Annotated in this window: 21 protein-coding genes; 9 read left to right on the forward strand and 12 right to left on the reverse strand. The window is 69.2% G+C overall.

What is annotated here, in order from left to right; translation table 11 throughout:
• Nucleotides 1–36 precede the first annotated feature (36 nt).
• The gene (locus tag RU09_RS16415; RefSeq protein ID WP_042541923.1) at nucleotides 37–639 is read left to right on the forward strand and encodes a PadR family transcriptional regulator; all 603 of its coding nucleotides are present in this window, start codon (nucleotides 37–39) and stop codon (nucleotides 637–639) included.
• A 63-nt stretch (nucleotides 640–702) separates the two neighbouring features.
• Nucleotides 703–2,040 (forward strand): hypothetical protein, encoded by a 1,338-nt coding sequence (locus tag RU09_RS16420; protein WP_042541924.1) that lies wholly within the window; start codon nucleotides 703–705, stop codon nucleotides 2,038–2,040.
• A gap of 65 nt (nucleotides 2,041–2,105) precedes the next feature.
• Here the strand turns inward: RU09_RS16420 and hpf are convergent, their stop codons facing one another.
• From hpf to mtrA, 5 genes are all read right to left on the reverse strand, one after another.
• Nucleotides 2,106–2,762 (reverse strand): ribosome hibernation-promoting factor, HPF/YfiA family, encoded by a 657-nt coding sequence (gene hpf / locus RU09_RS16425; protein ID WP_042541925.1) that lies wholly within the window; start codon nucleotides 2,760–2,762, stop codon nucleotides 2,106–2,108.
• A gap of 94 nt (nucleotides 2,763–2,856) precedes the next feature.
• Nucleotides 2,857–3,549, reverse strand: a complete 693-nt coding sequence (locus tag RU09_RS16430) for a ComF family protein (RefSeq protein ID WP_042541926.1) — start codon at nucleotides 3,547–3,549, stop codon at nucleotides 2,857–2,859.
• 109 nt (nucleotides 3,550–3,658) lie between these two features.
• Nucleotides 3,659–5,377, reverse strand: a complete 1,719-nt coding sequence (locus RU09_RS16435) for an LpqB family beta-propeller domain-containing protein (protein ID WP_042541927.1) — start codon at nucleotides 5,375–5,377, stop codon at nucleotides 3,659–3,661.
• Entirely contained in the window at nucleotides 5,374–7,050 is a 1,677-nt protein-coding gene (gene mtrB, locus RU09_RS16440) for an MtrAB system histidine kinase MtrB (RefSeq protein WP_042541928.1), read from the reverse strand. Before mtrB ends, RU09_RS16435 begins: the two co-directional genes overlap by 4 nt.
• Before the next feature lie 7 nt (nucleotides 7,051–7,057).
• Nucleotides 7,058–7,738, reverse strand: a complete 681-nt coding sequence (gene mtrA / locus RU09_RS16445; protein ID WP_042541929.1) for an MtrAB system response regulator MtrA — start codon at nucleotides 7,736–7,738, stop codon at nucleotides 7,058–7,060.
• A gap of 95 nt (nucleotides 7,739–7,833) precedes the next feature.
• Here mtrA and RU09_RS16450 point away from each other — a divergent pair, with 95 nt between their 5' ends.
• The 5 genes from RU09_RS16450 (at nucleotide 7,834) to RU09_RS16470 (ending at nucleotide 13,492) form a co-directional block, all read left to right on the forward strand.
• Nucleotides 7,834–9,333, forward strand: coding sequence for a glycerophosphoryl diester phosphodiesterase membrane domain-containing protein (locus RU09_RS16450; RefSeq protein WP_042542169.1), 1,500 nt, complete (start codon nucleotides 7,834–7,836; stop codon nucleotides 9,331–9,333).
• Nucleotides 9,330–9,971, forward strand: a complete 642-nt coding sequence (locus RU09_RS16455; protein ID WP_042541930.1) for a DUF4129 domain-containing protein — start codon at nucleotides 9,330–9,332, stop codon at nucleotides 9,969–9,971. Before RU09_RS16450 ends, RU09_RS16455 begins: the two co-directional genes overlap by 4 nt.
• Nucleotides 9,968–11,161 (forward strand): DUF4350 domain-containing protein, encoded by a 1,194-nt coding sequence (locus RU09_RS16460; RefSeq protein WP_156145957.1) that lies wholly within the window; start codon nucleotides 9,968–9,970, stop codon nucleotides 11,159–11,161. Before RU09_RS16455 ends, RU09_RS16460 begins: the two co-directional genes overlap by 4 nt.
• Nucleotides 11,162–11,260: 99 nt before the next feature.
• Nucleotides 11,261–12,184, forward strand: a complete 924-nt coding sequence (locus RU09_RS16465) for an AAA family ATPase (protein ID WP_042542171.1) — start codon at nucleotides 11,261–11,263, stop codon at nucleotides 12,182–12,184.
• Nucleotides 12,185–13,492: a DUF58 domain-containing protein gene (locus RU09_RS16470; RefSeq protein ID WP_042541931.1), complete on the forward strand. Its 1,308-nt coding sequence runs from the start codon at nucleotides 12,185–12,187 to the stop codon at nucleotides 13,490–13,492. It begins immediately after the preceding gene.
• A gap of 12 nt (nucleotides 13,493–13,504) precedes the next feature.
• Here RU09_RS16470 and RU09_RS16475 read toward each other — a convergent pair whose 3' ends face one another.
• Nucleotides 13,505–14,497 carry a stage II sporulation protein M gene (locus RU09_RS16475; protein WP_042541932.1) on the reverse strand — a complete coding sequence of 331 codons (993 nt, stop codon included), beginning with the start codon at nucleotides 14,495–14,497 and terminating at the stop codon, nucleotides 13,505–13,507.
• Nucleotides 14,498–14,513: 16 nt separating this feature from the next.
• Between RU09_RS16475 and RU09_RS16480 the strand changes: the two genes are divergently transcribed.
• Complete coding sequence (locus tag RU09_RS16480; RefSeq protein ID WP_042541933.1) at nucleotides 14,514–15,323, forward strand: RDD family protein; 810 nt, start codon at nucleotides 14,514–14,516, stop codon at nucleotides 15,321–15,323.
• Between the two features lie 34 nt (nucleotides 15,324–15,357).
• Here RU09_RS16480 and RU09_RS16485 read toward each other — a convergent pair whose 3' ends face one another.
• From RU09_RS16485 to RU09_RS16500, 4 genes are all read right to left on the reverse strand, one after another.
• Nucleotides 15,358–16,572 (reverse strand): ABC transporter permease, encoded by a 1,215-nt coding sequence (locus RU09_RS16485; protein ID WP_042541934.1) that lies wholly within the window; start codon nucleotides 16,570–16,572, stop codon nucleotides 15,358–15,360.
• Nucleotides 16,569–17,387 (reverse strand): ABC transporter ATP-binding protein, encoded by an 819-nt coding sequence (locus tag RU09_RS16490; protein ID WP_042542172.1) that lies wholly within the window; start codon nucleotides 17,385–17,387, stop codon nucleotides 16,569–16,571. The genes RU09_RS16485 and RU09_RS16490 overlap by 4 nt, the downstream gene beginning before the upstream one ends.
• On the reverse strand, nucleotides 17,384–18,343 hold the full coding sequence (locus tag RU09_RS16495; protein WP_231567644.1) for an efflux RND transporter periplasmic adaptor subunit: 960 nt from the start codon (nucleotides 18,341–18,343) through the stop codon (nucleotides 17,384–17,386). The genes RU09_RS16490 and RU09_RS16495 overlap by 4 nt, the downstream gene beginning before the upstream one ends.
• 76 nt (nucleotides 18,344–18,419) lie before the next feature.
• Entirely contained in the window at nucleotides 18,420–18,626 is a 207-nt protein-coding gene (locus tag RU09_RS16500; protein WP_042541935.1) for a DUF3499 family protein, read from the reverse strand.
• 165 nt (nucleotides 18,627–18,791) lie between these two features.
• Between RU09_RS16500 and RU09_RS16505 the strand changes: the two genes are divergently transcribed.
• Nucleotides 18,792–19,133 carry a metallopeptidase family protein gene (locus RU09_RS16505; protein WP_042541936.1) on the forward strand — a complete coding sequence of 114 codons (342 nt, stop codon included), beginning with the start codon at nucleotides 18,792–18,794 and terminating at the stop codon, nucleotides 19,131–19,133.
• Between the two features lie 31 nt (nucleotides 19,134–19,164).
• Here the strand turns inward: RU09_RS16505 and RU09_RS16510 are convergent, their stop codons facing one another.
• The gene (locus RU09_RS16510; RefSeq protein WP_042541937.1) at nucleotides 19,165–20,547 is read right to left on the reverse strand and encodes a DUF5719 family protein; all 1,383 of its coding nucleotides are present in this window, start codon (nucleotides 20,545–20,547) and stop codon (nucleotides 19,165–19,167) included.
• Nucleotides 20,544–23,636 carry a glycosyltransferase gene (locus RU09_RS16515; RefSeq protein WP_156145958.1) on the reverse strand — a complete coding sequence of 1,031 codons (3,093 nt, stop codon included), beginning with the start codon at nucleotides 23,634–23,636 and terminating at the stop codon, nucleotides 20,544–20,546. The genes RU09_RS16510 and RU09_RS16515 overlap by 4 nt, the downstream gene beginning before the upstream one ends.
• Between the last annotated feature and the right edge of the window lie 137 nt (nucleotides 23,637–23,773).

Here is a 23,773-nt window from a genome sequence, read left to right on the forward strand (position 1 = left end):
TATGTATATATTGTTCCTCGACACCGGGAGGTCCACATGTCGGTCCGACAGAGTCTGCTCGCGATCCTCGCGCAGGGCCCGTGCTACGGCTACCAGCTCCGTCACGAGTTCGACCGACGCACCGGCTCGGTCTGGCCGCTCAACGTCGGTCAGATCTACAACACGCTCGAGCGCCTCGAGCGCGACGGACTCGTCGAGCGTGGAGCCGCCGATCTGCAGGGCCACGTGTACTGGGAGATCACCGACGTCGGGTCGTTCGAGGTCGACCGCTGGCTGGCCTCCCCCGTCGCGCGGAGCCAGGCCACCCGCGACGAGCTCGCGATCAAGCTGGCCGTCGCGGCGACGCTTCCCGGCGCAGATGCGACTCGCGTGATCGAGACCCAGCGCGTGGCGTCTGAAGAGCATCTCGAGCAACTCACCACGGCGAGGAAGTCACGCGAGGACGACAGTCCCCAGGGGCTCGCGTGGTCGCTCGTCGTCGACTCGATGATCTTCACCGCAGAGGCAGAGCTCCGCTGGCTCGACCATGTGCAGACCCGTCTCGCACAGCATCCCCAGCACGCGCTCGCTCTGGAGCTCACGACCGAGCGACCGAAGCGCGGCCGTCCGTCGAGGACAGAGGTCGCGGCGCTCGCCTGAGCGCAGTTCGCCTCAAGCGTATGCACAGCCAGTGACGTCGCCCGGGAAACTAGGATCAGTCCTATGGCTGGAATATGGGGCAGACGCAAGCGCGAGCAGGAACAACTGGCCGCACAGGACGCCGACCTGGCTCGCCGCGCAGAGCAGGCACTCGTCTCCGCTGACGAGCGCATCAGGAGCACCTCCGACGAGTTGGCGTTCGCGGAGGCCGAGCTCGGCGAGCAGCTGACTCGGGATTTGAAGAAGGCGCTGAGCGCGGTGCGCACTCACCTGCGCGAGGCTTTTCAGCTCCACCAGCTCAACCACGACGAGATCCCCGACACTCCAGAGGAGCTCCGCACCCGCAACGCTCGGATCGTGCAGCTGTGCGACTGGGCGCAGGACCTGCTCGATGAGAAGACGTCGGACCTCGCGACATCGATCTCGAAGGTGCGTCGAGCGCCCGAGGTCATCGCCCAGGTGCGAGCGGATGCCGAGACGCTGAGCGCGCGGATCCCGCAGACCAACGAGACCGTCGCCCGTCTCTCCTCGCGGTACGCGGATTCAGCGATGCACCAGATCGCGGCCAGCGCCGCGGAAGCCGAGCAGCTGATCGCCTTCGCCACTCATGGCGCCGCCGTGTCGGAGCGTCGACGCGCCGCGAAGCAGAACGAGGAGGCGAACCTCGCCCTCGAGACCGCGACCGAGGCGACGCGCCGCGCCTCCGCTCTGCTGGATGCCGTCGAGGACTTCGAGATCGAGGCGCTGCGCGCGGAGTCGACCCTCGCGGAGGTCGTCGCTGACTCGCGCAGCGACCTCATCGCAGCCCGGACCGCTCCGCAGGTGCCGGCGGTCACCGCTGCGGTCTCCGCCCTCCAGGACGCACTCAGCGCACTGTCGCCCGCAGGCTCACCCGGTGACCCCTTCGCGGAACTGTCGCGGCTGCGCGATGCGAACACCGCGCTCGACGACGCGATCGCCACCGCCCGCCACCGTGAAGCGCACCCGCTGCCCAGCATCCAGCAGGTGCAGCACGCGATCGACGACGCGGATCGTCAGCTGGGCGTCGCTCGCGGACTCATCGCGGGGCACAGGGGCTGGATCGGTGCGGATGCCCGCACTCGCCTCGCAGAGGCCGAGAGGCTGCGCGTCGATCTCTCAGACCTGCTTCCGGCGGAAGAGACCCGCGATGAAGCGCTGGCCAGCGCTCGGCGCGTCGCGCACCTCGCCTCGGAAGCCCTGCAGCTCGCGCAGCGGGACATCGATTCATCCCGTCCGCAGGACCAGGGTTGGGGTGGCGGCGACGGCTGGGGCGGAGGCGGCTGGAGCGGCGGCGGCCGACGCGGCGGGGGCAGCGACGTCGCCTCCGGGATTCTGGGCGGCCTGGTCATCGGGAGCATTCTCGACGGAATCTTCGACTGACCCGCATCCTCAGCACATGACGACGGCCCGACTCCTTCTGGAGCCGGGCCGTCGTCGTATCAGCCTCAGGAGGCGAGTGCCTCAGTGGGCGGAGCCTGCGTCTCGAGCGCGATCACACCGTAGTCCCAGCCCTTGCGTCGGTAGACGACGCTCGGGTGATCGGTGCGCACGTCGACGAACAGGAAGAAGTCGTGCCCGACCAGCTCCATCCGGTCGACGGCCTCTTCGACGGTCATCCATTCCGCTCCGAAGTTCTTGGTGCGGATGACCACCGGCGAGTAGACCTCGTCGTCGTCGTTCTGGATCGGCACAGCGCCCGTCGCGACCGCGCGAAGGACCTCCACCGATGCCGGCTGGACGTCGATGCCCTCGAGCGCACCGCTCTCCTTCTCGAAGTGCGCCCCACGCGGATGCTGGCGTCCGTCGACTCGCTTCTCCTTGGCCCGACGAAGCTGTTCGGCCATCTTGTCGACGGCCATGTCGAGTGCGACGAACTTGTCTCCGTCCGTGGCCTCGGCGCGAACGACGGGCCCCTTGCTGATGAGCGTCAGCTCGACGGTCTCATCCGGCACATGACCGTTGCGATACACCCGGTGGGTGACTTTGACATCCAGCCGCTGCGCACGGGACGCGAACGTCTGGATCTTGGCGATCTTCTCTTCGACAACGGTGCGGAATCGGTCGGTGATACCCACCCCGACGCCAACGATGCTCGTTTCCATTGCTGCCTCCTTGTCCCGGTCCTCCCGGCCAAGGGCGGACCGTGGTCGCCTTGTGACCCCCAACGGTAGTCCGCCTGACCTCCGATGTCACGGGTCATTTGCTGCGTGTCTCCGATGCGTTCGCATTCCGTTCGCCGAGACGGGGTGTCGCGGCGAGCGCGACCGCAGAGACGACCCGGGCGCCGGCCCCTCTCAGCGTGCGAGCCGCTTCGTCGAAAGTCGCTCCCGTGGTCACGACGTCGTCCACGAGCACGATCGCCCCGCCCCCGATGGCCGATCGTGATCGCATGCTCCCCCGCACGTTCTCCGCCCTGCTCGCCGAGTCGAGTCCGCGCTGATCCGCACGTCGCCCCCTCCGCACGAGCAGGCGATCCGGCGCCGCACCCGCCCGCCTGATCAGCAGATCGGGAACCCGGTAGCCCCGCCGTCGGAACGCACTCTGCGACGTGGGGATCGGCACCAGGCGCACCGGGTCATCGAGTTCGGCCTGCGCATCGACGACGCCAGCGAGAACCTCACCCAACGCCGCTCCGAGCGGGCGCGCGAGCATCGTCTCGCCGTCATCCTTGAGCCTGCGGATGCACCGGGACGCGATGGACTCGAACGGCATGGCGGCCCGGACGAGCAGGCCGCTCGGCGTGCGTCGCATCAAGGGCGCTGCTCGGATGCCCTCTCGACACGCGTCGCACAGCATCGTCTCAGGGCGACCGCAGCCTGCGCAGGTCGCTGCGAGCAGCAGAGCGAGCACCTCGACACCGATGGCACGGGCGAGCGGATGCGAGAGCATCCGTCGATCCTGTCCCACCGGCCGAGGCCTCTCGACCGCAGCCCTGTGCGGAACCCGCCCGCTGTGAGTGTTCAGCCCTCACAGGCCCGCCGTGCAGAGGCAGTCGCGCTCAGTGACCTGCTCGGGTGGCGAGAAGCGAGACTCCCGTGACCGATTCGCTCCACGCCGACCCGGTTCGCGCGAACACAGCACCCTCGGCGCCGAGGACCCGCAGGCCGGTGGCGGCTCGCGCACCCGCGATCGACACCGCGCCCGTCGGGCCGACCTCGGTCTCGCCCGGCCCTCCGACCACCTGCGTGACGACCATCCGGTCGCCCGGGTCGGTCAGCAGGCCCAGGCGGTCGGCCCCCAGCCAGACCAGCCCCACGGCGCTGCCGTCGAGCTGCGCGATCGGCTCGGTCGGGCCGAGTTCGGTGGGCAGTCCTGTCTCGTCGCGGATCACCGAGGAGACGACGATCCAGCGTTCTCCTCCGATCACGACGACTGCAGCCACTCGGGCGCCATCGGCGGAGACTCGGATGGCGGAGACCGTCGACGCCTCGGGCCACGCGCCCGCGATGGTCTGCGGGGCGACGTCGCTCCCGATCGCCTGCAGAGCGGCAGGCGCATTCGAGGGCACCGACCAGGTGTAGTCGTAGGGGTCCAGCGACGGCCGCACCAGCGACGGGCGCGCATCCAGTTCATCGAAGCCGCCGTCTCCAGCGAGCCACACATGCCCGTCGATCAGCTGCACGGCCGCGCGAGAGCTGTCGACCGACACGTCGATCGCTGTGACCGGCTGACCCGCGTTGAGGATCTGATCCGTGACACCCGGGATCGGGGTGATCTCGCCACCCACCAGCATCCCGAACGTCCCGTCCTTGATCACGAGACTGCCTGCATCCGCCGTATCGGTCACGACCTCGACGACACCGGCTTCCAACGCCCGCCCGTCGACCGTGAAACGCACCTGGTCGATCTGCACCCCCGCAGCGACGAGGGTGGCCTGAAGCTGCGTGCGCATGCGTGCGAGGGTCGTGGGGTCGAGACCGAGGGCCGCTCGGTTCAGTGCGACATCGGCGATCTGATCCGGGTCGATCGGAACGGCGTCGCGGGCGAGCTGCACTTCCTGTGGGAACGCGCTCTGCACGGCGGGGTCGAGCCACGGCCGCGGTGCCCCGCCGATCAGCGACTGCGCGATGGTCGTGGCGACCGTGGCGCGTCTGGGGAACCAGCGCACGTCGGGCACGAGACGCTCCCAGGTCTGGTCGAAGTACTGCAGTGCGTAGTCGTCATAGACCCGCGCGAACCTCGACTCGTCGATCACCACACCGTCCGGAGCCTCGGCGATCCGCCACTGGCCCTTCGTGCGCTCGACCACGAAGGCGGAGTTGGAGGCGCCGAAGGCCTCGGAGTAGGCCCCGGTCGCGTCGACGCTGGCTATCTGGTCGAAGGCGACTCGCACGTCGGCGGTGTCTCCGTCCTCCGCCTCGCTGTCGTCCTCGACGTTCGAGACGAACGAACGCGTCGCGGCGCTCACGTCGATCGACACCCCGGTGTTCGGACGCCAGGTCGACGCGAGTTCCGGGGTGAGGAATCTCCGAGCGGTGTCCCAGTTGTCAGCGGGAGTGATCGCCGCTTCCATGAAGCCCTCGACGATCTCCTCCGGGCCTGCGCCGTCGACGGGATCTGAGGCGAGCGGGAGGAAGTCCTGACCCTCCGGGGACGCCCCGAGCGGATTGCCCCTCTGTACGTCTCCGGTCGTCGGGAGGCCCGTGCACGCAGACAGGAGAAGCGCAGCTGTCGCGATAGCGAGCCCGCGCAGCGTGCGTCGGGTCCTGGCCGTCATTCGATGCTCCCTCGATCGAAGAGCTCGGCCGGAACGTCGGCGAGCTGGATCGGCTGCGTGGCGTCGCCGGGTTCTCCGAGACGCTCCTGAGGCTCGATGGGGATGGGCGAAGGGCCCTCCGTCGCGTCACCCCGACGAGGCAGTGTCAGCACGAAGTTCGTGCCGACCCCGAGCTCGGACCAGACATCGAGCGATCCACCGTGCAGAGTCGCGTCGCCGAGCGCGATCGACAGTCCGAGCCCCGTGCCCCCCAGCGTGCGCTGGCGAGAGGGGTCCGCCCGCCAGAATCTGTCGAACACCCGCTCCGCATCGGCCGGATCCATGCCGAGACCGAAGTCCCGGACACCGGCGGCCACGGCGTGCTGGTTGCTGTCGACGGTGACCACGATCGGCCTGCCCTCGCCGTGCTCGATCGCGTTGCCGATCAGGTTGCGAAGCACTCGGCGCACACGCCGCGGATCCATGTCGACCGGCGAGTACCCGCCCGGTGCCACGAGCCTCAGCTCGCTGCCCCGGTCGTCGGCGAGAGGCTGCATCTGCTCGATGATGTCCTCGGCGAGATGCGCGAGACTCGTGGCCTCGAGTTCGAGCTGCACGGAGCCCGCGTCGTAGCGACTGATCTCGAGCAGGTCCGACAGCAGAGTCTCGAACCGCTGCACCTGCGTGTGGAGGAGTTCGGTGGTGCGTGCGGTCGTCGGGTCGAAGGCACCCCGCTGGTCGTTCAGCATGTCGGCCGCGAGACGGATCGTGGTGAGCGGAGTCCGCAACTCGTGCGACACATCCGACACGAAGCGCTGCTGCACGAGCGACAGCTCGCCCAGTTCTTTGATCTGGGACTCGATGCTGTCGGCCATGGCGTTGAAGGAGCGTCCGAGCGTGGCGATCTCGTCTTCGCCGTGCACGTCGATGCGGACTCCGAGGTCGCCCGAGGCCAGTCGCGCGCTCGTCTCGGCGGCCTCGACGATGGGGGTCGACACCGTGCGGAGAACGATGAAGGAGATCGCGGCGACGATGGCGACGAGGCCGATGCCGGCGACCCAGAGGGTGCGCTGCACGAACAGCAGGGTGTTGTCGGCATCGGCCAGGTCGTAGGCGAAGTAGATCGCGAACGGACCGGCCTCGGGCACTCGCAGCTGCTGGCCGACGATGATCCCTGGTACTTCCCGACCGCCGACCTCGAGCGACACGGACTGCCACGACTGCCAGTCGTCGAACTCGACCACCCTGTTTCTCAGCCCGGAGCTGATCAGGTTGTCGCTGAGCCCTGCGGTGAAGCCGTTGAGCGGGATGTCCGGGTCGACCTCCATGCGGAATCCGGCGAGGCCCTCGGCCGTCGAATTGCGTCCCAGGTCCTCCTGCACGCTGTCCCAGAGTTCGGGGAGGGCGGCCGGATCGTCGCCGAGCGCAGTGGCGTCGAGGGTCGCCTGAGCCTGATTCACCGAGCGCGCCGCATCTTCGAGCGCTTCGTTCTTGCGCGACTCGAAGAGATCGCTCTGGATCACGAGCGCCATGGTCACGCAGGTGATCAGGATCGCCGTCGACGTCAGCAGAAGGGTGATCGTCAGCGTTCGGAACCGCAGGGAACTGCGCCACAGCGCCCGGAGGACGGTCGGCCAACCACGCCAGTCGCGGATGACAGCGACCGCCGTGGTGGTCGCTGTGGTCGCGGCCATCGTGGTCCTAGCCCGCGCCCCCGGCACGGTAGCCGACGCCCCGCACCGTCATGACGATCTTGGGGTTGTCCGGGTCGAGCTCGACCTTCGCCCGCAGGCGCTGCACGTGCACGTTCACCAGGCGCGTGTCGGCCTTGTAGTGATAGCCCCAGACCTGCTCGAGCAGCATCTCTCGCGAGAACACCTGCTGCGGCTTCGAAGCCAGCGCGACGAGCAGCTGGAACTCCAGAGGTGTCAGGGCGATGGGAGCCGTGCCACGGCGCACCTCATGGGCATCGACGTCGACGGTGAGGTCTCCCACTCGCAGCTGCTCCCCCACGTTCTGCGACGTAGGCCTCAACCGCGTACGGATGCGCGCGACGAGCTCCTTCGGGTTGAAGGGCTTGACGATGTAGTCGTCGGCTCCGACCTCGAGCCCTCGCACCACATCTGCCGTGTCGCTGCGGGCGGTGAGCATGATGACAGGGACGCCGGATTCGGCGCGGATCCGGGAGCAGATCTCGATGCCGTCCATGCCTGGAAGCATCAGGTCGAGCAGCACGAGGTCCGGGCGCTGTGCGCGCCATTCATCGACCGCCCGCGCACCGTCGGCGCAGAACACCGGCTCGAAGCCCTCGGTGCGCAGCACGATGCCGATCATCTCGGCGAGCGCGGTGTCGTCGTCGACCACAAGAATGCGTGAGGTCATAACTGTTACCTTATGGCACTCAGTACCACAGCCCCCATGTCTACGCGCCGACGGGTCTTGTGACACGATGGGAGCGCACGACGGAGGGAGTGCCGGTGAGCGGCCAGACGTGGACCCCTGCCCCGAAGAAGGGCATCATCCCCCTGCATCCGCTGACATTCGGGATGCTGCTGAGCAAGTCGTTCGTCGCGCTGCGGCACAACCCCAAGGTCCTCTTCGGCTTCGGGGTGGTGATCCAGCTGGCGGTCGTCGTGCTGAGCGCCACGGTGATGGGCTTCGTGTTCGTCACCACGTTCACGCGACTCGAGTCGCTGTCGCCCTCCTCTGCGGACTTCGAGGCCGTGTTCGCAGGCACCATCGCGATGAACATCGTCGCCGGCATCGCCGTGGGCCTCGCATCCGTCGCCTTCACCGCCCTGATGCAGGGCGTCGTCGCAGCCGAGGTCGGCTTCGCCGCGATCGGGGTGAAGGCGAGCCTCAAGACCCTCTGGCGCAAGATGATCCCGTCGTTCTGGCGGCTCGCGGCGTTCGCGTCGCTCTCCGTCATCTTCGTCTTCGGCGTGATCGTGATCCTCTTCGTCATCATCGCCGGCTTCGTCGCGAGTGGGCTCGGCGGTTCCGTCGAAGCCATCGGCGGCATCGTCATCCTCATCGTGGTCCTGCTGCTCGCCATCGTCCCCCTCATGGTCTGGCTCACGACCAAACTGCTCCTCGTGCCGTCGATCCTCGTGCTGGAGCGAGCGAAGTTCCGCGATGCGCTCGTGCGCTCGTGGCGCCTCACCCGCGGTCGTTTCTGGATCGCCTGGGGAGTCACCTTCCTCATCGGCGCCATCATGGGTGTGGCGATGCAGCTCGTGAATCTGCCCGTCTCACTGGTGAGCTCGATGCTCGGGTCGACCATCGCTCCGACCGGCTCTGCCGACACCGCGGCGATCATGGGGTTCGTCTTCGCGCTCCTCGCCCCGCAGATCCTGCTGCTCGTGCTGCAGGCCATCACCCTCGTGGTGCAGAGCACCGCCGGGACTCTGGTGTATCTCGACAGCCGGATGCGGTACGAGGGTCTCGATCAGGCGCTGATCAGTCATGTCGAGAGACGCGATCTCGGATGGACGGACGAGCAGCTCGGCGATCCGTTCGCCGTCGATCCGGCACGCGCCGTCTCGAGCGCTCCGCCGCCGAAGCAGATCCCGGAATGGGCCACGATGACGGCCGCCGGTTATGAGATGCCGCAGTACCCGGCACAGCCATACCCCGCACAGCAGTACTCAGGGCAGCCGCCCTACCCTCAGCAATACCCGGCGCCGCAGTACCCGGGGCCGCAGTACCCGGCGCAGCCCTACCCGGCGCAGCAGTACTCAGGGCGGCCGCCCTACGCTCAGCAGTACCCCGCGCAGCAGTACCCGGCGCAGTCTTACCCGGCGCAGCCGCCGTATCCAGGAGCGGTCGCACCTGCCCCGCCTCAGTCGCCCGCGGGCGCCTCGGCGCCGCCCGCGTACTCGCCCCCTGCTGCTCCCCCGGCTCCTGCGGCTTCGCCGGCTTCCCCCGACGAATCCACCTGGGCCGCGCCCGGAGCCGGCAGCGAAGGACCTGCATGATCCGCTCGCTCGACGACGTGTGGGTCCCCGACGGAGACGATGCGCGGCAATGGGCCGAGCAGGAGCTCTCCGATCCGCGCTACGCCGATGCGAAGCCCACCTGGTTCGACCTCGTCGCTCGTGACATCGGACGATTCCTCGCCGACCTGTTCAGCTCCGACAACGGCGCCAGCGTGGGGCCCTCAGCCTTGATCATCGTGAGCATCATCGTCTTCGGAGCCCTCGTGGCGGCGCTCATCATCTGGGGCCGCCCGCGCCGCGCCCAGGCTGTCCGTCGGCCCGGGTCCGGCCTCCTCGGCGCGGACGACGACCGCTCGGCCGCGCAGCTGCGAGCCGATGCCGATCGCTGTGCACGCGGAGGCGACTGGGACGAGGCGACCATCCTGCGATTCCGCGCGCTCGCCCGAGGGCTCCTCGAGCGCGACCTCATCGATCCCTCCCCGGGAGCGACCGCGCAGGCGATCGCTCGCGAGGTCTCGGTCGTGTTCCCTGCGGAGACTACACCGGTGCGCCAGGCTGCGATCTCCTTCGACGACGTGCGCTACCTCCGGCATCCCGCGACTGCTGAGCGCTACGCCGAGCTCGCGGCCACCGACGACCGTCTGAGTGCGCTGCGCCCAGAGGCGGTGCCCGCGTGAGCGTGGTCGAGCAGCGCGATGCCCTGACGTCGACGGCCGAACGCGCGCCTCGCGGCAGAAGATCGCGGTCGCTGCTCGGGTGGGCGATCGTCGTGGCGCTCGTTCTCGGCGGCGTCTTCGTGGCGATACAGGTCGGCGTGCGCATGCCCGATCAACGCGGCTCACTCGATCCGGAGAGCGTGGGCGATTCCGGAGCCATGGCCATCGCCCGGATCCTGGAGGACAACGGCGTCGAGGTCTCGGTGTTCCGCTCGCGGAACGAGGCACGAGCTGCGCTCGACGACGACGCCACACTCGTGATGGCCAATCCCTATACGCTCTCCGACGACGGGATCTCCGAGCTGATCGAACCGGCCCAGCGAGTCGTGTTCCTCTCGAGCAGCACTCATCTGCTGACCCTTCTGCGCATCGGCGAGAACGCCACTCCGGACTCGACTCCGGTGCCGGCCGACTGCGACGCCCCCGAGTTCGCGGATGTCGGCACCATCCGCCCTGATCGACTGTTCACGCCGGCAGACGGCGTGGAGGGCTGCTTCGGCGCAGGCGACGCGGCGGCCGTGCTCATCGACGAGACCGACGGCAAGACGCACGCCGTCGTCGAGGGCGCGCGTCTCTTCAGCAACGCCTACCTCGCGGAAGACGGGAACGCCGCCCTCGGACTCGCTCTGCTCGGTCAGACCGACCGGGTCGTCTGGTACGTGCCCAGCTTCGACGACACCGACATCGAAGGCGAGACCGACGACACGCTCGGCTCGCTCACGCCCGGGTGGGTGACGCCCGCCATCCTGCTGCTCATGATCGCCGGCGTCGCAGCAGCGCTGTGGCGCGGACAGCGCTTCGGACCTCTCGTCGCCGAGACTCTTCCGGTGACCGTGCGCGCCTCGGAGACGATGCACGGACGGGCGCGCTTGACAGCGAAGGCAGGCGACGCCGCGCATGCGGCCGAGGCGATCCGCGACGGCAGCAGGCGTCGGCTCGCGCGCAGGCTCGGACTCGCCGTGACCGCGAGCGCCGAGGAGGTCGCGGATGCCGCGGCCGATCGGCTGCGCATCCCCCGTGGATCTCTGCACGACCTGCTCGGGGGTGCGACGCCTTCCGATGATCCATCGCTGATCGACCTCGCGCGGCGCCTGCAAGAGCTCGAGAGCGCGGTCGACGCTTCCTCCTTCACAGAGCGGAGATCCGAATGATCCGCCGAACCCACCGAACCGCCGTCCATCCATCCGAACGGAAGCCGAGGACACCACGTGACCGCTGAGACATTCAACGACGCCGAACTGCGTCAGGCCATGCACCGTGTGCGCACGGAGGTCGACAAGGCTGTCGTCGGCCAGGCGGGCACCGTGACCGGCCTGCTGGTGTCGCTGCTGGCACGAGGACACGTGCTGCTCGAAGGCGTGCCGGGGGTGGCGAAGACGCTGGTCGTGCGCTCGTTCGCGCGAGCGCTGGGCCTCGACACGAAGCGCGTGCAGTTCACGCCCGACCTCATGCCCGGCGACGTCACCGGCTCGCTCGTGTACGACGCCAGGACGGGCGAGTTCGACTTCCGTGCGGGCCCGGTGTTCACGAACATCCTGCTCGCCGACGAGATCAACCGCACGCCCCCGAAGACGCAGGCCGCCCTGCTGGAGGCGATGGAGGAGCGGCAGGTGTCCGCCGACGGCGTCAGCCGCCCACTGCCCGATCCGTTCCTCGTCGCGGCGACGCAGAACCCGATCGAGCACGAGGGCACCTACTCGCTTCCGGAGGCGCAGCTCGACCGCTTCCTCATGAAGCTCGTCGTGGGAATGCCTGAGCGGGACGCCGAAGTGTCGGTGCTCCGCAAGCACGCGTCGGGCTTCTCGCCTCGCGAGCTCACCGGCGTCGAGGCCACCGTCTCCGCCGACGAGATCCGGGCGGCGCAGGATGCAGCCGGGCGCGTCGAGGTCACCGATGACGTCCTCGGCTACGTCGTCGATCTCGCCAGAGCGACGCGCCAGTCGCCATCGGTCGAGCTCGGCGCGAGTCCTCGCGCCTCGACGGGCCTGCTGGCCGCCGCGAAAGCGTGGGCGTGGCTCAACGCATCGACCGCGGTCACCCCTGATCACGTGCAGACCATGCTCGTGCCGGTCTGGCGACACCGACTGCAGCTGCGTCCGGACGCGCAGATGGAGGGCGTGTCGGCGGATGCCGTGCTCACGTCCGTCGTGCAGCAGACCAGGGTGCCGATCTAGGTGTTCGTCACCGGCCGTCTCGCGCTTGCCGTCGCCGTCGGCATCGTCCCGCTCGTCCTCGCCGGGCTCGCGGAGTTCCCGCCGTATGCCGCGCTGGGCATCTGGGTGCTGCTGTGCGTGCTGCTGGTGGTGCTGGACGTACTGCTGGCACCGAGCCCTCGCTCCGTCGTCGTGACGAGGCGCGTGCCGGCCCGCGCCCGGATCGGAGAACTGGTTCCGGTGAGCGTCGCGCTGCAGAATCAGGGCAGCCGCACCCTGCACGCGGTGATCCGTGATGCATGGCAGCCGACGGCGGGCGCGGGCGAGGCGCGTCAGCGACTCAGCATCCCACCGGGCGAACGGCGACGCGTCTCGATGCCGCTGCTTCCCCGGCGTCGAGGGGAGCTCGCAAGCGAGTTCGTGATGATCCGGTCACGGGGTCCGCTCGGCCTCGCCGGACGGCAGGCCCGCCACACGGTGCGGGGAACCGTCCGGGTGCTCCCCGCCTTCTCGTCGCGCAAGCACCTGCCTTCACGGCTGGCACGGCTGCGGGAGCTGGACGGCAACACGAGCATCCAGGTGCGCGGTCAGGGGACCGAGTTCGACTCTCTGCGGGAGTATGTCCGGGGCGACGACGTGCGGTCCATCGACTGGCGGGCGACCGCCCGGGCGGGAACCACGATGCTGAGGACGTGGCGACCCGAGCGCGACCGCCACGTCGTGATCATCATCGATACGGGGCGCACCGCGGCTGCGCGCGTCGGCGACGGAACGAGAGTGGACGCCGCCCTCGAGGCATCGCTTCTGCTCGCTGCCCTCGCGGCGCGAGCGGGTGACCACGTGCATCTGCTCATGTACGACCGTGTCGTGCGGGCTCGAGTCACCGGCGTCGACGGCGCCGCGCTTCTGCCCGCCCTGACGGACGCGATGGCCCCGGTGCACGCCCGCCTCGTCGACACCGACTGGCCGGGCGCGTTCGCCGCGGTTCGCACCCTCACGACCCGCCCCGCGCTGATCGTCGTGCTGACCGCACAGGATGCCGCCGAGTCGGCACGCGGATTCCTCGGCGCCTTCCCCGATGCGAGCAGGGCGACGTCCATCCTCGTCGGATCCGTCACGGACGACGGCATCGCGGATCTCGCGATGCAGCGTGGTTCGCGCGAGGAGATCTACCTCGCGGCCGCCGCTGAACGCACCATGCGCGACGCGGAGAACGTGGCCGATGCGGTGCGTCGCGCCGGAGGCGAGGCCATCGCCGCCGATCCTGAGACACTGCCGCCTCGGATCGCCGACCGATACCTCGAGCTGAAGGCCTCCGGGCGGCTGTGAACCGCTGAGACCTCAGCCGGCCAGAAGTCGCGGTGTCCCTGCCTCATACTCGACGAGGTCGCCGGTCTCGCCCCGGCGATACGCGCGACCGCCGATGACGAGCATGTAGATCAGGAACGCGGCGAGCGCGGCCACGCCGATGCCGATCTTGATCGGCCAGGGCAGAGACCACCCGGTCACGAAACCCTCGATCAGGCCCGAGACGAACAGCGCGAAGACGAGTCCGATCGCCACCGTCGCGAGCGAGCGTCCCTCGGCGGCGAGAGACTCGCCTCTCGATCGATGCCCCGGAGCGACCCACGACCAGAAGAGGTGGAGTCCGCCGGCCGCGGCGACGAAGATCGACGTCATCTCGAGAAGGCCGTGCGGGAGGATGTAGAGGATCATCACATCGACCTGATCGTGGGCGGCCATGACGGCGCCGGATACCCCGAGACCCATCGCATTCTGTACGAGCACGTTGATCGGCCAGAGGCCGGTGATGCCGAACAGAACGCACTGCAGGGCGATCCAGGCGTTGTTCCACCAGACCATGCCCATGAAGACCGCCGCGGGGTTCTCGGTGTAATAGCCGGTGAAGCTCTCGTCCGCATACTGCTCGAGCAGGTCGGGCGGGCCGAGGGTGGCCAGAAGCGCCGGGTCTGACGAGATCCATGCGGCGGCGCCGACCACGACCGCGATGAACGACACCGCGACCACGAGCGTCGTCCAGCGCAGTCGATAGAGGGCAGCCGGCAGCTGCAGGGAGAAGAAGCGGCCGGTCTGGGTGAGGATGTTGTCGGATGCGCCCGTGAGTCGCAGCCGTGCGCGCACGAGGATCGTCGAGAGATACGCGCCCTGAGGCGATTCGCCCACCGAGGTCTTCAGCTCCGCGAGGTCAGCGGATGCCGCACGGTATCGGACGATCAGCTCGTCGACGCCCGCCCCGTCGAGGCGGGCGCGGCTCAAATCGTCGAGTCGCTCCCACTCGGCGCGGCGTGCATCTGTCAACGCATCGGCATCCACCTGATTTACTGTACCCATGTCCGTCCCGCTCGATGCATCCGATGAGGTTCTCTCCGGCGAAGCCGTCGCGATCGACGTGCAGCCGATCGGATTCGTCCTGCGAGCCGCGGGGGCGATCATCGATCTCCTGGTCGGCATCGCCGTCTTCGTGCTCACCCTGTTCCTGCGCATCTGGCTGCTCGACATCGGAGTTCTCGACCAGGCGACCGACACGATCGCCTTCATCGCTTCGATCGTGATCAGCTTCGTGGTGCTGCCGATCACGATGGAGGTCGCTCTCAAGGGCCGCAGCCTCGGAAAGCTCGCGGTGGGTGGTCGCATCGTACGCCTCGACGGGGGCGCGACCGGATTCCGGCACGCCTTCATCCGGGCGCTTCTGGGCGTTCTGGAGATCTACATGACGCTGGGCAGCGTCGCGGTGCTCGCCGGGGCGTTCAGCGCCCGATCCCAGCGCCTCGGAGACATGGTCGCGGGCACCTACAGCCAGCGCGTGCGCACGCCGAAGCTGATCCCCAGCGTCCCGGTGCTGCCGCCGATGCTCGCCGGCTGGGCCCAGATCGCCGATGTGGCCCGCCTGCCCGACCGCCTCGCCCGTCGCATCTCCCAGTTCTTGCAGAGCGCTCCGCGAATGGTGCCGTCTGCACGAGCGAGGGTGGCGCAGGATCTGCTCTCCGAGGCCTCGCCGTTCGTCTCACCCCTGCCCCAGGCCGCGCCCGAGGTGGCGCTCATCGGCATCACCGTGCTCCGTCGCGAGCGGGAGCGCAGAGCGCTGCAGAACGCCGATCGCCGAGCGGAGAAGCTCACCGGGCGTCGCGTCGGCGTCTGAGCGCTCGTCCGGTCGGGAGGCCGCCGGGCGCACGTCAGAATCGGATCGCGTCGATCACCTTCACCCGCAGTGCGACCAGGGCCGGGATGAAGCCGGCGACGGCACCGACCAGGATCGACGCCGCGAGACCGACGAAGGCCGCTCGCATCGGGAACGGCGGGATGTCCTGGATGCCGTAGAAGAGCGACGTCACCACCCAATCGGAGCGGAGCACCGCGACCACGATCGCGATGCCGACGAGCCCGGCCACCGTGGTCGCCACAAGACTCTCGAGGAACACCGAGAAGAAGACCCTGCCCGACGTCGCCCCGAACGCGCGACGCACGCCGATCTCACGCACCCGCTGCCGCATGGCGACCAGCTGGATGTTGATCAGGCTCAACGCTCCGAGCGCGAGGATGACCGCCGCGATGCCGCCGGTGACCATCTCGAACGTCGCCTGCGCATCCAGCGCACCGGGTTGGGCCGCCCAGTCCGAGCGGCTGACCGACACGGTCTGCCCTTCCGGAAGTCCCGCCCGAAGATCCATCGCGAGCACGGGTGCGATCTCGTCGACCTGACCCTGGCCCAGCCAGATCTCGTACTGCGGCCATGCTCCCTCCGGCAGGGCATCGACGCGAGCACGATACGCGTCGTAGAGGATGTCGACGCGCAGCTCCTCGTCGCCGAACCCCTGGCGAGGCACGACGCCCACGACCTGGTACGTGCCGCCTGCGGGCCCTGCGAGCGTCAGCGTCGGGTGCTGAGCGACGGGTGTCCGCCCGATGCGGTCCCACAGCGCCTCCGTGATCACGACGGGCGGTGAGAGCGCGTCGGAATCCGCATCGCGCATCCAGCGCCCCTCGAGCAGCTGCTCGCGGTGGATCTGCGAGTAGAGAGGGTCGATCAATCGCGAGTTCACGTCGACGATGCCGTCAGGGAGCTGCACGGGGACGACCATGCCCTGCGCGATCCGCGCGGTGTGGCTGAACTCGAATCGCTCAGCGACGCCGGTGAACCGCTCGTCGAAGGCGTCGAAGTCGACGGGTGCGCCGTCGTCGCTGCTGATCGTGACGACCAGCGTCGCTGCCCGACCACCCCAGCGGTCCGACTGCTCGGCCTGGAACTGGCGCTGATACTCGGAGATGGCCACGACCCCGGTGAGTGCCGCCACCGAGACCGCGATGCCGATCAGACTGAGCAGCACCCGCAGTTTATGAACACGGATCTCCGACCAGGCGTCCGAAAGGGCGCCGAGGATGCCGGTCACGACACTGCTCCGCGACGCGAGGAAGGCATAGCCGGCATGGCTGGCACAGTGGCGGGCGCGGATGCCCCCGAGTCGGCCGATGCGGCGGAGGGGACGGAGGCGGCGAGCGTGGAGGCCTCGAAGGCGCGGCTGAGATCCGCCGTCTCGAGCACTCCGGCGTCGAGCCGGTAGTGCCGCCTGGCTCGGGCGGCCACATGGAGGTCGTGCGTGATCGTGACGAGTGCGGCGTCGGTCTCGGTCGCCACCTGGTCGAGCAACGACATGACGGACGCACCCGTGTCGATGTCGAGAGCTCCGGTCGGCTCGTCCGCGAGGATCAGCACGGGGCGGCGCACGAGGGCCCGGGCTATCGCGACCCGCTGCTGCTCGCCTCCGGAGAGGCGGTCGGCGACCTGCTCGATGCGGTGGCCGAGGCCGACCCGCTCGAGCATGTCGGCGGCGATCTGTTTCCTGTTCCAGAACATCCGCCCCCGTGCGTGCCCGAGCGGCATCATCACGTTGTCGAGCGCCGTGCGCCCAGGCAGCAGATTGAACTGCTGGAAGACGAAGCCGACGTTGTCCCCGCGCAGCCTGTCCAGCCGCCCTGAGCGCATGCGCCGCACTTCGCGGTCTTCGAACGACACGGACCCGGTGGTCGGAGCGTCGAGCATCCCGAGGATGTTGAGCAGCGTCGATTTGCCCGAGCCCGACCTGCCGACGATCGACACGTGGTCACCGGCACTCACCTCCAACGAGATGCCCCGAAGGATCTCCAGTTCCGAGTCATCGGCGAGCCGGACGCTCTTGGTCACATCGCTGAGTGCGACGAGCGTCACCAGCTGACCCCGCTGTCGCACTGCTCCACGCCGGGCTCGATCTCGTAGCAGAACTCCTCCACCGGTGCGACGAATCCGGGAACGAACTGTCTGATCGACTCGCCCTCTTCGAGACCGGAGACGACCTCGACCATGGTTCCGTCGTTCACGCCGAGCTCGACAGGCCGCTCCTCGGGCTCGGCGCCGTCGCCGGCGTCGACCCACACGTTGCCGGTGCCGGCCCCGCCCTGCACGGCCGTGACCGGCACCACCAGGGCGTCGTCGACCTGTCCGAGCGCGAGATCCATCGTCGCGGGCAGGCCCGCGAAGACGACCTGGTCGCCCGGCACCGCGCATCTGACGCTCGCGGTGCCCTCGGCGCTCACCTGCACGCGGACTCCCGTGCAGGCGAACGGCGCCGGTCCGCCGGTGATGGTCACCGATGCCTCGGACGGCGCGTTCACCAGGCGATACAGCTGCACCGGTTCCACCGTCGCGAGCAGGTGGTAGCGCGCCGGCGTGAGCGTGAAGATCTCCGTACCCGCGGACGTCGCCTGTCCCTTGACCAGAGCGATCTCCGAGACGTCGCCCGCCTCGGAAGCGACGACATCCACATCCTTCTTCGGCTCGTCCTGCCTGATCGTGAAGAGCTTCTGGCCTGCCGCGACCGTCGCCCCTTCCGGCACGTGCACCGCGATGACCGTCCCGGTGACCTCTGCGCGCACCGGGAAGGCCTCGTCGCGGGCGACGTTGCCGCTCAGGGTGAGGGCATTCACGACGGAGCCTCGCTCGACCGGGATGACCGGGTCTCCGATCGACGCCTCAGGACTGACCATCGCCTCGCTGCTGTCCGGGAAGAACGCGATCTTCACGAGAGCCGCGGCGCATGCTCCGAAGACGAGCACGAGAAGAAGAGGGAAGATCCAGCGTCGCCAGACGATCACAGCTGCCTTTCCGGCGGCGCCGCCCTGGCGCATCCGCGGTCAGCGTAGCCGGGTGCTCCGAGGACTCACCGCCGCGGGGCGGCGTGTCTCATCCACCGAAGTGAAGAACTCAGGCGCGAAGCGCCTCATGACGGATCACGAGCCACCCCGCGGGCACTGACAGCCGATCCGCGTGCTGCGCGCACAGATCGTGAGCGTTCGGATGCCGCGCTATCCCCAGTGGCCCGAGCGCCGCCATCTGATCGCCGTAGTCGTACGTGAGCGTCGCCACGGCTTCACGCGCGCAGCCGACCTTCGAGCAGAGTCTTCCGTCCATTCACGCCAGGCTACGTCCAGGTTCTCCGGTCGAGCGGATGCCGCGCCGCCCCGGCCGACAGACTCGGCCTAGACTTTCGCTATGCCCCGTCGTCCCCGAACCTCCGAAGCACCCCGACGTGGGGCGAGGCACGGACGGCATGGGCGACTCGGACGCAGTGAGGTCGTGCGTCCGCCGCTGGCCCCTCTCGACGGTCGCATCGACCGATTCGATCTGACCGTCGGCACGGCGGTGGAGTTCCTTCGCGGCACCTGGCCGGAGCTGCAGGAGGTCAGGTTCGAGATCGGCGCCATGCCGGCGTTCGAGGCGACGGATGAAGTGCCGCGCTGGCACCTCGATCACGAGAAGGCTCGGATCGTGCTCTTCCGTCTTCCGATCGAGCGCCTGCTGCCGCCAGGGCACGACGACGGCGCTCACCGGCGGATGGCTATCGAGAGCGCCGTGTTCCGAGCCGCTGCGGAGTACGTCGGCCGTGAACCCTGGGACATGGGCGGTCACGACCACTGAGGTCGCGGATCGACCATCACCGCCCAGATCGTCACGGGTAGACGGTGATGCTCTGCTGCGCCCCCGCCGCGGGCCAGATGGGCCACACCGCGAGCTCACCGGCCGCGGCCATCGTGACCGAGGCGTGCACGGGTGTCGGTGTCGAGATCGAGTAGACGGTGCGCGGCTTCACATCGACCGACACGGAGGAGCCCGCGGGCACGGTGACCGCGGTCGGCTCTCCCCCCGGTGCGGGTGCGACCTGCACCACTGCATCGGCTTCCTCACGATTGACGAGCACGAGGCGGGGATTCGGTCCGGAAGGAACAGCCATGTAGACGTCGTCTTCGAGCTCCGGGGCCGGTGTGACCCAGGCGAAGTCGTCCTGCGGGCCCGCGCCGTCCTGCTGTCTCACGCCGGCGAGCACAGGGTTGTCGGACTCGATGCTCATCGTGTAACTGCCGGGCGAGAGCGCCGACAGCGAGAGCTCCGTCGGCAGATCAGCGGTGAGCGGCACCGTGAACTCGTCGACGACCGTCGACGATCCGACCTTGCTGACCCTCACCACGGCCTCGGAATCGACCTCGGGCGACATCAGACGCAGAACAGCCATGTCGGCGTTGTCGCCCTGGTTCTCGAACACCTCGATGCCCGGAAGCACCGGCTGACGCTGCGCGGCGGGAACCGCATCCTGCAGATCGATTCCCGCTGGGTCCAGCGTTCGGGTGAGCGAAGACTGCAGTACGGCACGCACCGGCGCGCCAGTCGCTGTCACCTTGACGATCGGGAAGTCGGAGCCGGCGGCGATCGATGTCAGCGGGAGCGCGACCTGCGACTCCGCGGGGACGATCACGGTGCTCGATGCCCGCACCGACCCGTAGACGCCGAGCGACACAGTCGAGGGCACGACGCCCGGATTCGTGAGGACGATGAGATCTTCGGTTCCTGTGGCGACCGTTCCCCCCACGAGCCACGACTCGATGCTCGGAGGGCGGCAGGGAGCCGCGGCGAGGCCGGACAGATCCGCCTCTGCCAGACTCGCGGACTCGGTCGCGCCGAGCAGGGGGGCTTGGCGCCCATCGACGATGCCGACGAGGCGCAGGGCGGCTCCGCCGTCGGCGAGGTCCCTCGCAAGCAGGGGGCTCGACTCCGGTCTGCCCGACGAGCCCTCGACCGTCAGTTCGGGTGTTGCCGCCGACACCATCTCGAGTGGATTCGACGGATCGCGTCCGACGGCGCGGAGATCGCCGTTGCACACGAGCACGGTGTCGCCCGGAAGGGGCGTCACCTGTGCCTGAGCGGGCTCGTGCACGACCGTCGGCCACGTCGCCGTGACGCCGAACGCGACGCCGACGACGCACGCCCCTGCCACGACCGCGCCAGTCAGGACTCGAGCGCCGGTGGCCGCCACCCGGAATGCACGGTTGCCGGTCATCGTCGCTCCCTCTCGTCCTGTTCGGAGTCCGGGCCGACATGACCCTTCGTGCCCGCGTCGTGGTCGGCATCGTCGACGGCGTCGCCGGGATCGGTCTCCGCGTCCTGATGCGGATTGCTCGGGGAACCGGTCTCCGAGGACGCATCGAGTTCTGGTGTCGCGGAGGATCCATCGTCCGTCGTCCCGGCGACCGCAGAGACCCCGTCATGCTCGCGCGACGTGCCGGGATCTTCACGATCATCGGAGTCTTCGCGGTCCTCGGGGTGTCGCGGCAGAACGAGCGGCTCTTCCGGTGCACGTCCCACGATTCGCGACCTGGCACGCGCCGCCCGTCGCGACGCACGCGTCGGCACCGACAGCAGCAGGGCGGCGAGAACGAGCACGAGCTGGATGGTGATCACGAGCCGGGCCGTCGCCTGCTCAGCTGACGAGAGCGGGGCACGCGGCGAGGCATCGGCCTCGAGCCGGTAGAGCACACCGCGGTCGGTGGAACCGGCCTGAACGAATCCCGCCCGCTGGTCGAGCGATGTCACGGCCGCCGTGCGCAGGGAGCGGGCACGATCGGACTCTTCGCCGGAGACCTGAGCGACGAGGACGTAGGAGATCCCGGTCATCCCCAGCTCGTCTGCGGCATCGAAATCGCGCGCCGAGAGCAGGTCGACCGCCAGCGTCGTGAGGTCGGCACCGCGCAGCTGCGTCGCTGTCGACAGGATCGTCGTCTGGGCGCTCAGCGTCTCACTTCCGCCCCACGCGACCTCGGTCGCGAGCCCTCCGTCGTTCTGGGGGGTGAGCACGAGCGTGCCGATCTGACGGTCAGCGCCCGCCTGTGCGGCGACGTACGCCGGCAGCGTCGACGCAGGGCCGTCGGTCAGTTCGGAGGAGTCGGAGTGGAATGCGGCGAGCGCCGGAACCGCGCACACCGCGATCGACAGTCCGGCGACCGCCGCGCTCAGGACTCGCACCCGTGGCATCGACAACGCGGTGTCGAGGGTCACGAGGGCGGCTCCCGTGACGCCGACCCAGGCGAGACTGAGACCGGAGCCCGGCCAGATCGCGACAGGCTCCCCCTGGGCGAAGGACACTGCGACGCCGACGGCGAGGAATGCGGTGGCGAGGCCGGACAGTGCGACGACCAGAAGGGTGATCCCCGCCCGCCAGCGAGGAGCGACCGACGATGCGAGAGCGAGAAGGGCCAGAGGGGCCAGCAGCACCGCGACCCACGGCGCGAGTTCGACGCCGAGCCAGGAGGCCCATCCGGCCATGTCTCCGGTGGGGAACCCCGTGGCCAGGGCGAGCCTTCCTGCCGCATCGGCCGTCGCCTGCGGACCGTTCCAGACCGAACCGGGATCGGCGAGCACCGCGAGGATGTCACCGTGGCGAAGCTGCCAGAGCACGAGCGGAGCGAAGAGCGCGACGGCAGGAACAGGCACCCACAGGAGGCGGACGGCCCCGCGGATCCGCGCCCCGGCCAGAGTGATGCCGAGCGCCACGACCCACAGCAGCAGGAGCGCCGGGGCCAGCGACGGCGCGCACGCCGCCACCGCGGCGAAGAGGAGGGATGCGGCTCCCGCCGCGCCCCATGAACGGTGGGCCACGGCTGCTGCGTGGAAGAGCCACGGCAGCAGAAGGTGCACCAGCACTCCTGCTGGGCGACCGTCGACCAGCGCGGTGAGGAAGGTCGGCGCGAGCGCCCACACGATTCCGGCGAAGATGCGCAGGCCCGCTCGATCCGTCACACGCGTTGCGGCGAACCAGCCGCCGAGCACGGCAAGCGGCAGCGCCAGCACCCAGAGCAGCACGAGGGAGAACGACGGGGCACCCGGCCAGAGCGAGCCGAGCACGGCGAGCACACCGGCGAACGGATCGGCCGGACCCACCACATCGACTCCGAGACCTCGCAGCCCCCAGGCCGCGTCGTTCCAGAGCGCTCCGACCGTTTCGCGCAGCGGAAGCAGGGCTCCGCCACCGAGCACCGGCCACGCGAGGATCGTGGTGAAGGTCGCGAGGCTGACCACGAGCGCGGCGAGCACCGCCCAGGCGCCGCCGCCCGAGAAGAATCGAAGTTCGCTGGCGGATCCGCCTTCGCTGCCATGGCCGTCGTCCAGCCGTCGACGCAGGTCGGAGCTGCTCACCCGCAGCGGTGCGATGCTCGACCAGCTCGATGTCCGGAACGAACGGATGCGCGCACGAGAGCGAGCGATCGCGCCGAAGCGGAACATCGCCGTGACTGCCGCGGCCCACTCGGGAGCGACCGCCTCCGGCCTCTTGCCGATCAGATCGGTCATCGATCGCCAGAGTGCGAGCGGGAGCAGGCTCAACCAGTGCAGCGGCACGGCGATCGCCGGGGCGTAGGCGAGCCTGCGGTGCAGCTGCGCAAGTCTGGTCGCGAAGGCGCGCCTGCCTCGTGCGGTCGGCAGTGCCGCTGGTCCATCGGGCGAGACCGACACTCTCGCCGACGGCGCGAGCACGACACGTCCGCCGCCGAGCCGGGCGCGGACTCCGAGATCGAGTCCCAGATCCGCTCCGGCGAGGGCCGGATCCGGCCGAAGCGCGTCACGGACCTCGCCGCGGATCAGCATGCCGCGGATGTCTGCACCCAGCGCGTCGTCGCTGCCGTCGTGCTGTCCCTGATCCAGCTCACCGGCTGCCAGCTCTACGGCGCGTCCGAGAGTCGTCATGCTGACACCGAGGGAGACGATCTCGCGCTCGTTGTCCGTGTGAACGAGCTTGGGCGCCACGATCGCCGCAGACGGCGAGCGCTCGAGGGTTCCGACCAGGCGCTCGAGAGCGCGCTCGTGCGGCGCGGTGTCATGCGCGAGCAGCCAGACGGCACTCCCCTCGAGGATGCGAGGTCTGGCCAGCTCGACCGCATCGGCGAACGACGTACCGCCGCGTGCCTGGATGATGCCTTCGACAGCGCCGGCGATGGCCCCGCTCTCACGAGCCGAGGCTGCATCGCCGCACATCACCAGGGTGATCGCGGCTGGGGGTGTGGTCTGGGAGCGCAACGCATCGAGTGTGCGGAGCAGCTGCGCGCGGGCGGAAGAACCGGGGCGCGCGACGATGATTGCATGAACTCGGGCTGGCATGACCTGGTCAGCCTATGCGCGCCGCAGGACTCCGAGGCATACCTGCTTCGGCGTGGCCGCGAAGCAATGAGAATCGCGAGTCGCCTCGGGTGACATGTCGCTGGGAGCGGCTCGGAGCGCGCCTCCCGACGACTGTC

The organism is Microbacterium sp. MEJ108Y (genome assembly GCF_000834175.1).
Lineage (GTDB): Bacteria > Actinomycetota > Actinomycetes > Actinomycetales > Microbacteriaceae > Microbacterium > Microbacterium forte.